At 66.0% G+C, this 14,546-nt stretch carries 12 protein-coding genes; 5 read left to right on the top strand and 7 right to left on the bottom strand.

The features are described from left to right. Positions 1 to 55 precede the first annotated feature (55 nt). From IY145_RS17110 to IY145_RS17090, 5 genes are all read right to left on the bottom strand, one after another. Positions 56 to 343 (bottom strand): hypothetical protein, encoded by a 288-nt coding sequence (locus IY145_RS17110; protein WP_196409318.1) that lies wholly within the window; start codon positions 341 to 343, stop codon positions 56 to 58. A 191-nt stretch (positions 344 to 534) separates the two neighbouring features. Beyond that, positions 535 to 1,251, bottom strand: a complete 717-nt coding sequence (bluB, locus tag IY145_RS17105; RefSeq protein ID WP_196409317.1) for a 5,6-dimethylbenzimidazole synthase — start codon at positions 1,249 to 1,251, stop codon at positions 535 to 537. Further along, positions 1,229 to 2,257 (bottom strand): threonine-phosphate decarboxylase CobD, encoded by a 1,029-nt coding sequence (cobD, locus tag IY145_RS17100; RefSeq protein ID WP_196409316.1) that lies wholly within the window; start codon positions 2,255 to 2,257, stop codon positions 1,229 to 1,231. Before cobD ends, bluB begins: the two co-directional genes overlap by 23 nt. Then, on the bottom strand, positions 2,254 to 3,714 hold the full coding sequence (locus IY145_RS17095; RefSeq protein WP_196409315.1) for a cobyric acid synthase: 1,461 nt from the start codon (positions 3,712 to 3,714) through the stop codon (positions 2,254 to 2,256). Before IY145_RS17095 ends, cobD begins: the two co-directional genes overlap by 4 nt. Next, the gene (locus IY145_RS17090; RefSeq protein WP_196409314.1) at positions 3,715 to 4,518 is read right to left on the bottom strand and encodes a cobalt-precorrin-6A reductase; all 804 of its coding nucleotides are present in this window, start codon (positions 4,516 to 4,518) and stop codon (positions 3,715 to 3,717) included. A gap of 48 nt (positions 4,519 to 4,566) precedes the next feature. Here IY145_RS17090 and IY145_RS17085 point away from each other — a divergent pair, with 48 nt between their 5' ends. Further along, positions 4,567 to 4,965 (top strand): DUF2147 domain-containing protein, encoded by a 399-nt coding sequence (locus tag IY145_RS17085; RefSeq protein ID WP_196409313.1) that lies wholly within the window; start codon positions 4,567 to 4,569, stop codon positions 4,963 to 4,965. Positions 4,966 to 5,097: 132 nt separating this feature from the next. Here IY145_RS17085 and IY145_RS17080 read toward each other — a convergent pair whose 3' ends face one another. Then, positions 5,098 to 8,607: an indolepyruvate ferredoxin oxidoreductase family protein gene (locus IY145_RS17080; RefSeq protein ID WP_196409312.1), complete on the bottom strand. Its 3,510-nt coding sequence runs from the start codon at positions 8,605 to 8,607 to the stop codon at positions 5,098 to 5,100. Between the two features lie 515 nt (positions 8,608 to 9,122). On the opposite strand from IY145_RS17080, the gene IY145_RS17075 reads away from it, so the two are divergent. The 4 genes from IY145_RS17075 to IY145_RS17060 all read left to right on the top strand — a co-directional run bounded on the left by IY145_RS17075 (position 9,123) and on the right by IY145_RS17060 (position 13,255). Next, positions 9,123 to 9,764, top strand: coding sequence for a DUF1007 family protein (locus IY145_RS17075; protein WP_409455311.1), 642 nt, complete (start codon positions 9,123 to 9,125; stop codon positions 9,762 to 9,764). Beyond that, positions 9,761 to 10,780 (top strand): nickel/cobalt transporter, encoded by a 1,020-nt coding sequence (locus IY145_RS17070; protein ID WP_312030604.1) that lies wholly within the window; start codon positions 9,761 to 9,763, stop codon positions 10,778 to 10,780. The genes IY145_RS17075 and IY145_RS17070 overlap by 4 nt, the downstream gene beginning before the upstream one ends. Before the next feature lie 178 nt (positions 10,781 to 10,958). Beyond that, positions 10,959 to 12,674 (top strand): AMP-binding protein, encoded by a 1,716-nt coding sequence (locus IY145_RS17065; protein WP_196409311.1) that lies wholly within the window; start codon positions 10,959 to 10,961, stop codon positions 12,672 to 12,674. Next, positions 12,671 to 13,255: an NAD(P)H-dependent oxidoreductase gene (locus IY145_RS17060; protein ID WP_196409310.1), complete on the top strand. Its 585-nt coding sequence runs from the start codon at positions 12,671 to 12,673 to the stop codon at positions 13,253 to 13,255. Before IY145_RS17065 ends, IY145_RS17060 begins: the two co-directional genes overlap by 4 nt. A gap of 10 nt (positions 13,256 to 13,265) precedes the next feature. On the opposite strand, the gene IY145_RS17055 is transcribed toward IY145_RS17060, so the two are convergent. Further along, the gene (locus IY145_RS17055) at positions 13,266 to 14,528 is read right to left on the bottom strand and encodes an adenosylmethionine--8-amino-7-oxononanoate transaminase (protein WP_196409309.1); all 1,263 of its coding nucleotides are present in this window, start codon (positions 14,526 to 14,528) and stop codon (positions 13,266 to 13,268) included. Between the last annotated feature and the right edge of the window lie 18 nt (positions 14,529 to 14,546).

Genomic DNA, 14,546 nt, shown 5'->3' with positions numbered 1-14,546 from the left:
CGTCGCTCGCGATGCGAGCCTTGCTCGCTCTCCTCCACCGGACGGCCGCCGATCTTCAGTGCGAGAAATCGCTCTGCGCCTCGAAAAACAGTCGAAGCACCGGATGCGCGCCGCAATCCTCGACCGGAATATGCCAGAATTTGGAGTCCATTTGTGGAAAACGCGCCATAGGCAAATGGATTTCCGTCAGCCGCGCATGATTGCCGAAGCCGCCGATCATCGCTTCGCCGAGCAAATGAAGAAGATCTTCGAGCCGATCGGGAACTTCCGCGACAGTGAGAGTCGTCGTGTTCGAGAGCGGCAGGGTCTTGTCGTAAACGAGCTCATAATCCGCTGGTTTCATAAATCCGACCCCACGATTGCCGGCCAAAAGGCAAGCAAGACGCATACCGCGGGCAAAATATGGCCCCCGTCGCGGCGCGTCCGCCTTCTGCGCCGTGCGCTCACTATAGAGACCTTCATCGGAAGGTCAAAAGGCGAGCGTCGCCCAGGAGGGAGAAAAAATCACAAAACCTTGTCGTTTTTGTAACCTAGTCAAACCATGGAATTCTTTACGCGTTTTCCCCACTGATCGGAGAAGATCAATTCCTCGAGCGGCAGCCGCTTCGCCCATTGCCGGACCTCGAGCTCCGGCCGCGCATAGGCCTGGGCGACGCGGCCGACGCAGAGATAGGCGACAATGGCGATCTCCGGCGGTATGCCGAGGATATCGCGCAGATCCTGCTCGCGCAAAATGCTGACCCAGCCGACGCCGATCCCCTCGGCCCGCGCCGCCAGCCAGAAATTCTGCACCGCGCAGGCCGTGGACAAGAGGTCGGCCTCCGGCTGCTGAGTGCGGCCGAGCCCGGTCGGTCCCTGCCGCGCGCGGTCGCAGGTGATGCAGACATTCAGCGGCGCCTTCAGAATTCCCTGTAGTTTCAGACTTCGATATTGCGCGCGCCGCTCCGGCGGCAGCAGCGCCTCCTCGGCCGCGGCGGCGCGCTCGAAAGCGGCGTGGACCGCCCCACGCAGCGCAGTGTCGCGTATGAGGAGGAAGTTCCACGGCTGCATGAAGCCCACCGAAGGGGCGTGATGCGCCGCGTCGAGCAGACGCATCACCGCCGCCTCCGACAATTCGTCGGGCAGGAATTCGTCGCGCACGTCGCGTCGCGTGTGAATGGCGCGATAGACCGCGGCGCGTTCGTCTTCGGAGAAGGGCTCGTTGCTGACGAGCGCCGCCTCGGGATGATCATTCGCCGGCTGGAAGGCCATCTCGTCCGCTCTCCAATGCTCTTTCGAGCCGCTCCTGCGCGGCGGGCGTCGCCGGCAGGCCGAAACGAAGCCAATCCGGCCGTTCGCCGAACCTGCGCGTCAATATGCCGCGCCGGGCGAGATGCGCAAACCATCGATCCGCAGCCGCATGGCGCGCGAGGCGAAAAAGCGCCACGCCGCCGACGATTTCGAAGCCGGCCGCGACCAGATGCGCGTCGAGCCGGGCGGCGTCCGCCGCGAGCTCGGCGCCGCGAGCCGCGAGCCAGGCCGGATCAGCGAGCGCCGCAGCCCCGATCGCCAGCGCCGGGCCGGCGACGCTCCAGGGGCCGAGCGTCGCCCGCAGCCGCGCCGCCAGCTCCGCGCCGCAAAGGGCGAAGCCGAGCCGCACGCCCGGCAGTCCATAGGCTTTGCCGAAGGAACGCAACAGAATGAGGCCCGGCTCGCCGGCGAGCGGCGCGAGGCTGGCCTCGGGGGGAAGAAAATCGGCGAAGGCCTCGTCGACGATGAGCAAGCCGCCTTTCGCCGCCATGCGCCGCGCGGTCTCGGCGAGGCGCGCAGCCGGCTCGAGACGACCATCCGGATTATTGGGATTGACGACGACGCCGACCTCGGCGGCGAGGATGTCGTCGAGCGTCGTGACGCGCGCGACGCTCGCGCCGGCGGCGCGCCAGGCGGCGGCGTGCTCCTCATAAGTGAGGCCGAGGACCGCGACCCGAGCCGCCGGCCGGATGCGCGGCAGCCATTGAATGAAGGCCTGCGTCCCCGCTCCCGCGACGAGATGCGCCTTCGGCCCGGCGCGATAGGCGCGGGCGGCGATCCGCTCCAGCGCGGCGAGCGCGGCGACATCCGGCAGGCGGGTGAAGACTTCCGGCGCCAGGGGCGGAAAAGGATAGGGATAGGGGCTGACGCCGGTCGAGAGATCGACCCAGGGCTCGGGCGCCTCGGGAAATCGCGCCCGCGCCAGATCGAGCCGGCCGCCATGGACGATCGGCGGCGACCCGCTCATCGCGCCAGCTCCAAAAGCGCGTCCACGTCCAAATGTCGCTCGAAATGTTCCGCGAGGCCGTCCAGCGTCGCCTCGATCGACTGCTCATAGGAAAGGTCCGAGGCGGTGGCGCCATTGGCGCGCAGAAAGGCGGCGCGCAACGAATCGTCGGCGAAAAACCCATGCACATAGACGCCCGCGCAACGCCCGTCCGCGGAAGCTGCGCCATCGAAACGCCCATCCTCGAAACGCAGCAGCGGCCGCGCGCAATCGGCCCCTTCGGTGCGGCCGGCGTGCATCTCATAGCCGTAGAAGGGTATGTCGTCGGCGATGGTCGCGCCTCTCACCTGCTTCAGCACTTTCTCGGTCTCGAAGACCGTTTCCATTTCGAGCAGGCCGAGCCCCTCGACCGCGCCGGGCGGACCCTCGAGCCCCTGCGGATCGGCGATGCGCCAGCCCATCATCTGATAGCCGCCGCATATGCCGAAGACGCGCCCGCCGCGACGAATATGGGCGGCGAGGTCGATGTGCCAGCCCGTCTCGCGGAAAGCGGCGAGATCGGCGATCGTCGCCTTCGAGCCCGGCAGAATGACGAGCCGCGCCTCGGCCGGCAGCGGCTCGCCCGGCCGAACCAGCATGAGCCGCACGCCGGGCTCGGCGCGCAAAGGATCGAGATCGTCGAAATTGGCGATATTGGGCAGCAGCGGCGTCGCGATCGTCAATTCGCCCTCCCCGGTCGTGGAGGCGCCGCCGCGCAGGCCGAAGGCGTCCTCGGCGGGCAGGCGCGCCGCATCGGGAAAATAGGGCGCGAGGCCGAGCGGTCGCCAGCCGGTGCGCTCGGCGATGAAACGCATCCCGTCGTCGAAGAGAGAGGGATCGCCGCGGAATTTATTCACGATGAAGCCGCGGACCAGCGCCGCGTCATCCGGATCGAGCACAGCCTTGCAGCCGACGAGCTGGGCGATGACGCCGCCGCGATCGATATCGCCGACGATGACGACCGGCGCGTCGACGCGGCGCGCGAAGCCCATATTGGCGATGTCATTGGCGCGCAGATTGATCTCCGCCGCGCTGCCCGCGCCTTCGACGAGCACGATATCGGCTGTTGCGCGCAGCCGCTCGTAGCTCTCCAGCACGGCGGACATGAGGCCCGCCTTCCATTGCTGATATTCGCGCGCGCGAGCGGCGCCGATGATTTTTCCGCGCACCACGACCTGCGCGCCGGCCGCGCCCTGCGGTTTCAGCAGCACGGGATTCATATCGGCCGTCGGCTCGAGACGCGCGGCGCGCGCCTGCAACGCCTGGGCGCGGCCGATCTCGGCGCCGTCCGCCGTCACCGCGGCGTTGTTCGACATGTTCTGCGGCTTGAAGGGCGCGACGCGATGACCCCGCCGCACCAGCGCGCGCGCGAGACCGGCGACGACGAGCGACTTGCCGACGTCGGAGCCCGTGCCCTGGAACATCAATGTGACGCTCATCTATCGCCCCTCGCCAAAGAGAAAGGCCACGGCCGCCTCGACGTCATGCACGACGCGCGCATCGCCGCCGCGCGGCGGCGTGACCATCACGACATCCAGTCCGAGCGCGCGCGCGGCTTCGATCTTGGCGTAGGTCTCGCGGCCGCCGCTGTTCTTGGAGACGACCCTATCGATCTTCGTCTCGCGCATCAGGGACAATTCGCTCTCGACAGCGAAAGGACCACGCTCCAGGATCAAATCGTAGCGTGGCGGTAGATCGTTTTCGGGCGGCTGATCGATCGTTCGGATCAGATAATAATGCTGCGGCGCACAAAGAAAATCCGCGAGCCCCAGGCGACCGATGGTGAGAAACACCCGCCGCGGCGCCTCGCCCAGCGCGGCGACTGCTCCGGCGTTATCCTCCACCTCGATCCAGCGATCCCCCTCCACAGGACTCCAGGGCGCGCGCGTGTAGACGAGCAGCGGCAGCCCGAGCGCGGCGCAGGCCGCTCGCGCATTGGCCGACATTCGCGCGGCGAAAGGATGGGTGGCGTCGATCACGCGGTCGACACGCTCCTCCGTGAGATAGCGCTTCAACCCCTCGACGCCGCCGAAGCCGCCGATGCGCGTCGGCAAGGGAGAAGCGAGCGGCGCACTGGTGCGGCCGGCGAGCGAGACCACCGCATAAAGGCGCGCGTCGCCGGCGACACGGGCGGCGAGCGCACGCGCCTCGCTCGTTCCCCCCAATATGAGCGCCCGGATCGGATCGGCCTTTTGCCGCGGCGCAGCGAGAGGCCCCGCGGCCGGCGTCTTGGTCTGAGGCATGGCTTAGCCCTATACTCCCGCCCGTGATTATTCAAACGGAGGCTCGAGATGAAGCGGTCCTGGATTTGCGCGTCGATCTTTACCGTCGCCGCGACCGCGGCGCTCGCCGATCCGATCGGCGAGTGGCGAGTCGCCGACGGCACCGCGCATATTCAGATCGCCCGCTGCGGCCAGGCGATCTGCGGCAAGATCGCCTGGACCTCCGACAAAGGGACGGATGAGAACAACCCCGATCCGCGCCAGCGTCAACGCTCGCTGCTCGGCCTGCCGATCCTCACTCTGCGGCCCAATGGCGCCAATAGCTGGGCCGGCACCATCTACAATGCGAGAGACGGCCAGAACTACGCCGCGAGCCTCGCCATGCGCAGCGAGAAGGTGATGCGGCTGGAAGGCTGCGTGAATGGCACGAATATTTGTGGCGGGGAAGATTGGACGCGGGTGCGGTGAGGGAGGAGCGAGTGGATTCTACTCGCTATCGGCTTTCCCCCGCTCCGAGACACGCAAATCTCGAGGCGCGCTTCCTTCTCCCGCAAGCGGGAGAAGGAAGCGCGCCTTTCTGACAAAGACTCTCGTGCGCTCTCACTCCGCCGCCATCTTCACATCCGCTCGTATCGCATAATACTCGCCATAGAGACGGGCGATCTCGGCGCGCGCCTCCAGCACGCTGCGCGCGCGAATATTGCCGAAACCGCGGATTTTCTCCGGTATGCGCGCCAGCGCCACCGCCGTCGCATGATTGGCGGGCGAGAGATGCGGCAGAATATCGTCCAGCAGCGTTTGATAATCGGCGAGCATTTTGCGCTCGGCGATGCGGTCGCTGTCCGGGCGGAAGGGATCGAGGAGCGTCCCGCGCAGGCCCTTGAAGCGCGCGAGCCATTTCAGCACGAGGAACATCCACGGGCCGAAAGTGATCTTGCGTGAACCGCCAATGTCGTTCTTGCGCTGGAACGCGACCAGATTGGGCGCGAGATGCAGCTCCATGCGCAGATCGCCTTCGAAGATTTCGGCGAGCTGGCGCTGGAAAGAGCCGTCGGTATAGAGGCGCGCCACCTCGAATTCATCCTTGGCCGACATCAGCTTGAAGAGGCCGCGCGCCACCGCCTCGGTGAGCTCTTTCGTCCCCGGAGCGCGCTCTTTCTCGAGACGCGCGACGGCGTCCACTCTCGAGCGATAGCGCGCAGCGTAAGAGGCGTTCTGATAATCGGTGAGGAAGGCGACGCGGCGCTCGATCGCTTCTTCCAATGTGCGCGAGGCGTCACGCGCGGGATTGCGCTCGCGCAATGACGAGACGACGGAGGTCACGCTCGAAAGATCATGCGCGGCGCGGCGGCCCCAGGCGAAGGCGGAATGATTCATCGCCACCGCCTCGCCATTCAGCTCGATCGCGCGCAGCAGAGCGGCTTCCGACAGCGGCAGCAGGCCCTTCTGCCACGCATAGCCGAGCATGAACATATTGGTGGCGATGGAATCGCCGAGCAGCGCCAGCGCCAGCTCCGTCACATTCAGGAAATCGACCCGCTCGCCGGCGGCCTCGCGTATGGCGCGCTCGATACGCGCCGCCGGCAGCACGAAATCGGGATCGCGCTCGATATCGCCCGGAAACACCTCGGCGCTATTGACGACGACATGGCTGCGCGCGGGATCGATCGCCGCGAGAATCTGCTTGCCGCCGGCGACGACGAGATCGCAGCCGAGCACGAGATCGGCCTCGCCCGCGGCAATGCGGATCGCGTGAACATCGCCGCGCGTGCGGCCGATCTTCACATGGCAATAGACGGCGCCGCCCTTTTGCGCGAGGCCGGCCATGTCGATGACGCCGACACCCTTGCCCTCGAGATGCGCCGCCATGCCGAGAATGGCGCTGACCGTCACGACGCCCGTCCCGCCAATGCCGGCGACGAGCACGCCGTAAGGCGTCGCGCCGAGCTGCGGAACGGCGGGCTCTGGCGGCGGCGGACATTGCGTCTCGCTGGTCGGCGCGGCCTTTTTCATGCGCGCGCCATGCACGGTGACGAAGCTCGGGCAGAAGCCCTCGAGACAGGAGAGGTCCTTGTTGCAGCTCGACTGATCGATGCGGCGCTTGCGGCCGAACTCCGTCTCCAGCGGCTGCACCGACACGCAATTGGAGGCGCGGCCGCAATCGCCGCAGCCTTCGCAGACCAGCTCGTTGATGACGACGCGCACATCCGGGTCGGGATATTCGCCGCGCTTGCGGCCGCGGCGCTTCTCCGTCGCGCAGGTCTGATCATAGATCAGAATGGTGACGCCATCTGTCGCGGCCAGCTCGCTCTGCACGCTGTTGATGACGTTGCGATGATAGATGGTGAGGCCCGGCGGCCATTGGATGACCGATGAATATTTATGCGGCTCGTCGGACACCAGCGCGATTTTGGCGACGCCCTCCGCCGCCATTTGATGCGCGATCGACTCGACTGTCAGCTCGCCCTCATGCGCCTGTCCGCCGGTCATGGCGACGACGCCGTTGAAGAGAATTTTGAAAGTTATGTTCGTCTTCGTCGCGACAGCGAAGCGAATGGCCAGCGAGCCGGAATGATTATAGGTGCCGTCGCCGAGATTCTGGAACACATGCTTGCGCGTCGAGAAGGGCGCCTCGCCGATCCAATTGGCGCCCTCGCCGCCCATATGTGTGTAGCCCTCGGTCGAGCGGTCCATCCATTGCGCCATGTAATGACAGCCTATGCCCGTATAGGCGCGCATGCCCTCCGGCACATGGGTGGATGTCGAATGCGGGCAGCCGGAGCAAAAATGCGGCACGCGCACGCCCGCGTCGGTCAGCGCCTTGCGCCGCTCCTGCATCTGCTCGAGCCGGAGCACGCGCCCCTCGAGATCATCGGAGCGAACGTAATTCAACAGGCGCCGGCCAATGGCGATGGCGACGTCATTGGCGTCGAGCGAGCCCTTCACCGGGAAGAGCCATTCGCCCACCTCGTCCTTCTTGCCGATGCAGATGGGCTGATGCGACGAGCCATAGAGCTGCTCGCGCAGCTGCACCTCGATCAGCGAGCGCTTCTCCTCGACGACGATGACGAGATCGAGCCCGCGCACGAACTCGCGCAGGCCTTGCGGCTCCAGCGGCCAGGGACAGGCGATCTTATAGAGGCGCAGGCCGTAATCATTGGCCTTCACCTCGTCTATGCCGAGATCGTCCATCGCCTGACGCACGTCGAGATAGGACTTGCCGACGGTGATGACGCCGATCTTGGCGCTGGGCCCGCCGGAGGTGATGATGCGATTGAGGCGATTGGCGCGGATGAAGGCGAGCATGGCGTCGCGCTTGCTCTCCTGCATGCGCTCTTCCTGCGTCAGCACAGGATCGCGCGGACGTATGTTGAGGCCGCCCGGCGGCATCAGAAAATCGAGCGGCGCGACAGGACGCACGCGATCGAACGAGCCGTCGATGGAGGCGGTCGATTCGACCGTATCCTTGATGAGCTTCAAGCCCACCCAGACGCCGGCATAGCGCGACAGCGCGAAGCCGAGGAGGCCGTAATCGAGAATCTCCTGCACGCCGGCGGGCGAGAGGATCGGCATCATCATGTCGACGAAAACAAATTCGGACTGATGCGCCGTGGTGGAGGATTCGGCCGTATGGTCGTCGCCCATCAGCGCCAGCACGCCGCCATTGCGCGAGGAGCCGGCGAGATTGACATGGCGCAGCGCGTCGCCGGAGCGATCGACGCCCGGCCCCTTGCCGTACCAGACGGAGAAGACGCCGTCATATTTGCCCTCGCCGCGCATCTCGGCCTGCTGCGCGCCCCAAATGGCGGTGGCGGCAAGATCCTCGTTGAGGCCCGGCATGAACAAAATATCGCTCTTGTCGAAGAGCTGCTTGGCGCGATGCAGCTGCGCGTCTATGCCGCCGAGCGGCGAGCCGCGATAGCCGGAGACGAAGCCCGCCGTGCGCAGGCCGGCGCGACGATCCATCTCCTTCTGCATCAGCAGAAGACGCACGATCGCCTGCGTGCCGTTGAGCAGCACATGAGTCTTGGAGAGATCGAAACGGTCGGCGAGGGAGACGTCACCGAAGGCGGAGCCGGTTTTTAGGGCGCCGGCGACTTTTTCCGCCATTCGAATTCTCTCCTCGCTCGGCGCGAAGCCCTCGCGGAGAGGGAGCCCCGCTCGCGCAGGGCCGCGCGACGTCATCGTCTCGGAGAGGGGCGCGGGCCGGCTCTCCATTTGAAGCGTTCCCGCTCGAAAGCTCTCGCGCGGGGCGCTTCCGAAGGTCATATTGCGGATTTGCGCGTCGGCGGAAAGACTCCCGTCCTCCTCATACGTGAAAATCCGTATTCCGTCCGCGTTTCGAGGCGGCGGCCGCCGCCCCGGAGCCGCCCGCCCGGCTTGTCATTGCGGCGTCGGGCGTGACATTATACGTCACGACGCACGAGGCCAGCAAGCCAGCCTTCGCAGGCGCAAAAAAGCTGTCGAAACAGGCCGGCCAGCCCTGTTTCCGCCGTCTTCGGCGCCTAGAGGACAGCGCGCGGAACGGGAGCGATTCGCGAGATGGAGACCCGCGCCACGGCACGACCACACGCCGCGGCAGACCGAGGCGAGAGCCGCCCGAGAGCCTGCCCCGAGAGCCCAAAATGTCGATGAGACACGGATTTGTTTCGCTGATCGTCGCCACGCTCGCCGCCGCTCCCGCCGTCGCGCATCCCCATGTGTGGGTCGCGGTGCGCAGCGAGGTGCTGTTCACCGACGACGGCAAGATCAAAGGCGTGCGCCACGCCTGGACCTTCGACGACATGTATTCGGCCTTCGCGCTTCAGGGCCTCGGCAAGGACGGCAAGCCGCCGAGCCGCGAGGAGCTCGCCCCCCTCGCCAAGACCAACGCCGAATCGCTCGCCGAATTCGACTATTTCACTTTCGCCAAATATCAGAACGCCAAGACCGCCTTCGGCCCGCCCGAGGACGTCTGGCTCGAGGCCGACGACAAGAAGATCGTCACCATGCATTTCACTTTGCCGCTGGAAAAGCCCCTGCCGGCGCAAAAGCCCTTCTCCTTCCAGATTTACGATCCCACCTATTTCGTCGCCTTCGATCTCGAGAAGCAGAATGCGGTGACGCTGACAAAGGCGCCGGCGGGCTGCTCGACGAGCGTCGTGGAGCCGAAGCCGCTGCTCGCGATCGACACGCAAAAGCTCAGCGAGGCCTTTTTCGCCAATATGTCGCCCGGGGCCGATTTCGGCATGAAGCTCGCGGCGCGCATCGTCGTGGCCTGCCCGTGAAGGTTTCGCCGCGGGATTGCGCGCTCGCAGCCGCGGCGCTGGGGGCGATCTTCCTTCTGCAGGACGCCGCATTCGCCCAGGCGGCGCGTCATCCTTTCGCCGTCGGCCCCTCGGAGGGCCCGATCGGCGCGGCGAACGGCCTCGCCGGCCTCCTGCTCGCATGGCAGAGCAAATTCCACATGGAGCTGCAGAGCGCCGCAAAAGCGCTGAAGACCGACCGCTACGCCTTCGTGACTCTGGCGGCTGCGAGTTTCGCCTATGGCGTGTTCCACGCCGCCGGGCCGGGGCATGGCAAAGCGGTGCTCGCCTCCTATATGATCGCCAATGAAACGGCGCTGAAGCGCGGGCTGACGCTCGCCGCGCTCGCCGCGCTGCTGCAGGGCGGCGTGGCTATCGCGCTCGTCGGCGTGGCGGCGATCCTCTTCGGCGCCACCGCGCAACGGATGACCGAGGCGGCGACATGGATCGAAACGGCGAGCTACGCCGCGATAGCCGCTGTCGGGGCGCGCCTCGCCTATGTCAAAGGGCGCGCGCTGCTCGCGGCGTTGCGGGAGCCGGCGCCGGCCCTCGCCATGACGCGACGCGGCGCCTTCGCCTGCGAGGCCGTCGACGATCCGACGCATCTCCACGGCCCGGATTGCGGTCATATGCATGCGATCGACGCCGCTCGCCTCGGCGCCGGCTTTCGCTGGGGCGATGCGCTGACGACTGTCGTCGCGGCGGGGCTTCGCCCCTGCTCCGGCGCCATTCTCGTGCTCGTCTTCACCCTGTCACAAGGCGTGTTTATCGCCGGAGCCGGCGCGACGCTGCTGATGTCGGCCGGCACGGCGATCACCACCGGCGCCTTGGCGGCGACGTCCGTCTTCGCGAAGGATTTCGCCGCGCGTCTCGCCGCGCGAAAATCGCGGCGCGCCGAAACGCTGCTGCGCTCAGCCGAGCTTCTCGCCGCGCTTCTCGTGCTCGCCTTCGGCCTCACGCTGCTGCTCGGCGCGCGCATCGGGCCGTCCCTGAACTAGAACGCGCGCACCGCGCGAATTGCTGCGCTGCGACGACGATCGCCCGCGGCGCGGGGCTGCGCTCGCGCCCGCGGCGCGCTATATTTTCGTCAGCAAATTGTCGCTATTCCAAATCGTCGCTATCCATAGAGCGGACAGCAGGGCCGCGGTCGATCGCGCCCACGCCCGGAGGCCCCTAATGACTGCCGCCACCCTCACCGATCCCTATGCCGCCCGGCCCTGGGTCGCGTCCTATCCGCTTTCCGTGCCCGCCGAGATCGACCCGGCGAGCTATTCGACGCTCGTCGACATGTTCCGCCAGAGCGTCGTCGAATTTTCGGACCGCCCTGCTCTCGAGAGCTTCGGCGCCAAGCTCACTTACGCAGAATTCGGACACGCCGCGCGCGCCATCGCGGCCTGGCTGCAGTCTCAGGGCGTCGCCAAGGGCGATCGCATCGCGATCATGGCGCCCAATGTGATGGCCTATCCGCCCTTGATCTTCGGCGTGCTGCTCGCCGGCGCGACCGTCGTCAACGTCAATCCGCTCTATACGCCCAAGGAGCTCGCGTTCCAGATCGACGACGCCGGCGCGCGCATGATCTTCGTGCTCGAAAATTTCGCGCATACGGTCGAAGCGGCTTGGCCGTCGATGCGGGTCGAAAAGGCCGTCGTGATCGCCCCCGGCGACCTGCTCGGCCCGTGCGGTCCTATCGTGAATTTCGTCTCACGCTATGTGAAATGCGCCGTGCGACGCTATCGCCTGCCGCAGAGCCTGCGCTTTTCGCAGGTGCTGCGCGCCGGCGCCGACGCGCCGCTGCGGAACGTCGACATCGCCCCGGACGACATCGCCTTTCTGCAATATACGGGCGGGACAACGGGGGTCGCCAAAGGCGCGATGCTGCGGCATCGCAATGTCGCGGCCAATGTGACGCAGTCGGCGGCCTGGCTCTGTCCCTATCTGCCGACGGCCCGCGATCAAGTGATGGTGACGGCGCTGCCGCTCTATCACATCTTCGGCCTCACCGCCTGTTGCCTGCTGATCGTGAAGATCGGCGGCTCCTGCCTGCTCATCGCCAATCCGCGCGACATAGCCGGCTTCGTGAAGACACTGCGCAAATCGCGCTTCACCATGATCTCCGGCGTCAATACGCTCTATGCGGCGCTCGCCAATCATCCAAAATTCCCACTCGTCGATTTCTCCGATCTCGTCTTCTGCATCTCGGGGGGCATGGCGACACAGGATGTCGTCGCGCGCAAATGGAAAGAGGTCACCGGCCATCCGATCATCGAAGGCTATGGCCTCTCGGAGACCTCGCCCGTCATCAGCTGCAACCGGCCCGATCTCGTCGAATTCTCAGGCTCGATCGGCTATCCCTATCCTTCGACGCAAGTGTCGATCCGCCTGCCCACGGGCGCGCCCGCGCCCTTCGGCGAGCGCGGCGAATTATGCGTGAAGGGCCCGCAGATCATGGCCGGCTATTGGAACAAGCCGGAGGAGACCGCCGCGGCGACGACGCAGGACGGCTTCTTCCGCACCGGCGACGTCGCCGTGATGCTGCCAGACGGACAATTGAAGATCGTCGACCGCCTCAAAGAGATGATCCTCGTCTCGGGCTTCAACGTCTATCCGAACGAAGTGGAGAATGTGCTGACGCGCCATCCGAAGGTGAAGGAGGCCGCGGTGATCGGCATTCCAGACCCGCATTCGGGCGAGGCGCCGCTCGCCTTCATCGTGCCGCGCGACGCGAGCGTCACCGGGAAGGAGCTGCATGACTTCTGCCGCGAGACGTTGACGCATTACAAAGCGCCGCGCAATTTCGAATTCCGCGACAGCCTGCCGAAGAGCACTGTCGGCAAAGTGCTGCGGCGTGTGTTGAAGGAAGAATATCTCGCGAGAGGCGCGGAGAGCTCGTGACGAAGCGCGCGGACACGCACTCTCTATCGCTCGTGCTGATCGGCGGGAGTCTTCGCGCCGCCTCGGTCAATAGCGCTGCGCTCGCCGCCGCCGCCGAGACCTGCCCTGCCGGAGCACGCGCATTCATCTATGCGCGCATGGCCGAACTTCCGCATTTCAATCCCGATGACGATCGCGATCCGCTTCCCGAAACGGTCGCCGAAATGCGGGCGCTGCTCGCGGCGGCCGACGCCGTGCTGCTCTCGACGCCGGAATATGCCGGCTCTCTGCCCGGCAGTTTCAAGAATCTGCTGGACTGGACCATCGGCGCGGGAAGCCTCTACCAATTGCCCGTCGGATGGATAAATCCTTCGACACATGGCGGCGCTCGGGACACCTATGCGGCCCTGCGCATCGTTCTCGACCGAGCCGGCGCGGATGTCGTCGCGGGGGCTTGCGTCGACGTTCCCATTCGCCGCGACGAGATCAGACCCGACGGCGGCGTCGATGCCCCAAATATACGAGCGACGATCGCAACGGCGATGGGCGAACTCTCGAACGCCGCCCGACTCCGCCGCGAGTCGATGGCGACGACATCTTGACGCTTCTTCGCTATCGGCCGCCGAATTTCGTCCCGGCCTCGTCGATCGCCGCATAGAGAAGATCGAGCTCGCTCGCCTCTACGCAATACGGCGGCAGAATATAGACCGTATTGCCGAGCGGCCGCAGCAGCAGCCCCCGCGAGACGAAGAATTCATAGAGCGCTGGGCCGATGGTCGCCAGATAGCCCGCGTCGCCGGCGCGCAGATCGAGCGCCGCGATCGTGCCGACGCATCGCGCATCCGAGAAGCGCGCATCACCCGCGAAGCGTCGCAGCCGCTCCTCCTGCATAGCGGCGAGACGCGCAATGCGGCCACGCACATCCTCGCTCTCCCAAATGTCGAGATTCGCCAGCGCGGCGGCGCAGGCAATGGGATTTGCGGTGAAGGAGCTCGAGTGAAAGAATGTGCGCGAGCGATCCGTCGAATAATGCGCCTGAAAAATCTCCGCCGAGCACATTGTGACGGCGAGCGGCAGCGAACCGCCGGTGATGCCCTTCGCGTAGCAGGCGATGTCGGGAACGATTCCAGCCTGCTCGCAGGCGAAGAGTGCTCCCGTGCGGCCGAAGCCGGTCATCACCTCATCGGCGACGAAGAGCACGCCATGCGTCGCACAGATGCGCCGCATCTCGCGCAGCACGTCGGCGCCATAGACGAGCATGCCGCCGGCGCCGAGCACGAGCGGCTCGACGACGAAAGCCGCAGCGTCGGCGGCGCGACAGGCCGCCTCCAGCGCGTCGAGCGTTTCCTGCTCGCCTCCGGCGCGTGGGAAGGGAATGCGCGTCACATCGAACAGCAGCGGCTCATAGGCGGCGTTGAAAATAGAGCGCGCGCCTGTCGACATGGCGCCGATCGTGTCGCCATGATAGCCGTGCTCGAGCGCGATCACGCGATTGCGCGCGACACCGCGATTGCGGAAATAGCCGAGCGCCATTTTGATCGCGACCTCGACCGAAGTGGAGCCACTGTCGGAATAAAACACATGATCGAGCCCCGGCGGCGTCAGCGCGACGAGCCGGCGCGCGAGAGTCTCGGCGGGCTCATGGGTGAAGCCGGCGAAAATCACCTGATCGAGCCGATCCGCCTGATCCTTGATCGCCTGCACGATTCTCGGATGGCGATGGCCATGGGTGATGACCCACCATGACGAGATCGCATCGAGAATGCGGCTGCCGTCCGCCGTCTCGAGCCAGGCGCCCTCGCCGCGCGCGACGAGGATCGCGTGCTTTTGCAGCGCATGCTGGGTGAAAGGCCGCCAGACCGGAGAGTCTGTCATTTCATCCTCCTCGAGCGG

The organism is Methylosinus sp. H3A, assembly GCF_015709455.1.
In the GTDB taxonomy this organism is placed as follows: Bacteria; Pseudomonadota; Alphaproteobacteria; order Rhizobiales; family Beijerinckiaceae; genus Methylosinus.
Note: the sequence above shows the minus strand (reverse complement) of the source record. Positions and strands in the feature narration are given on the sequence as shown.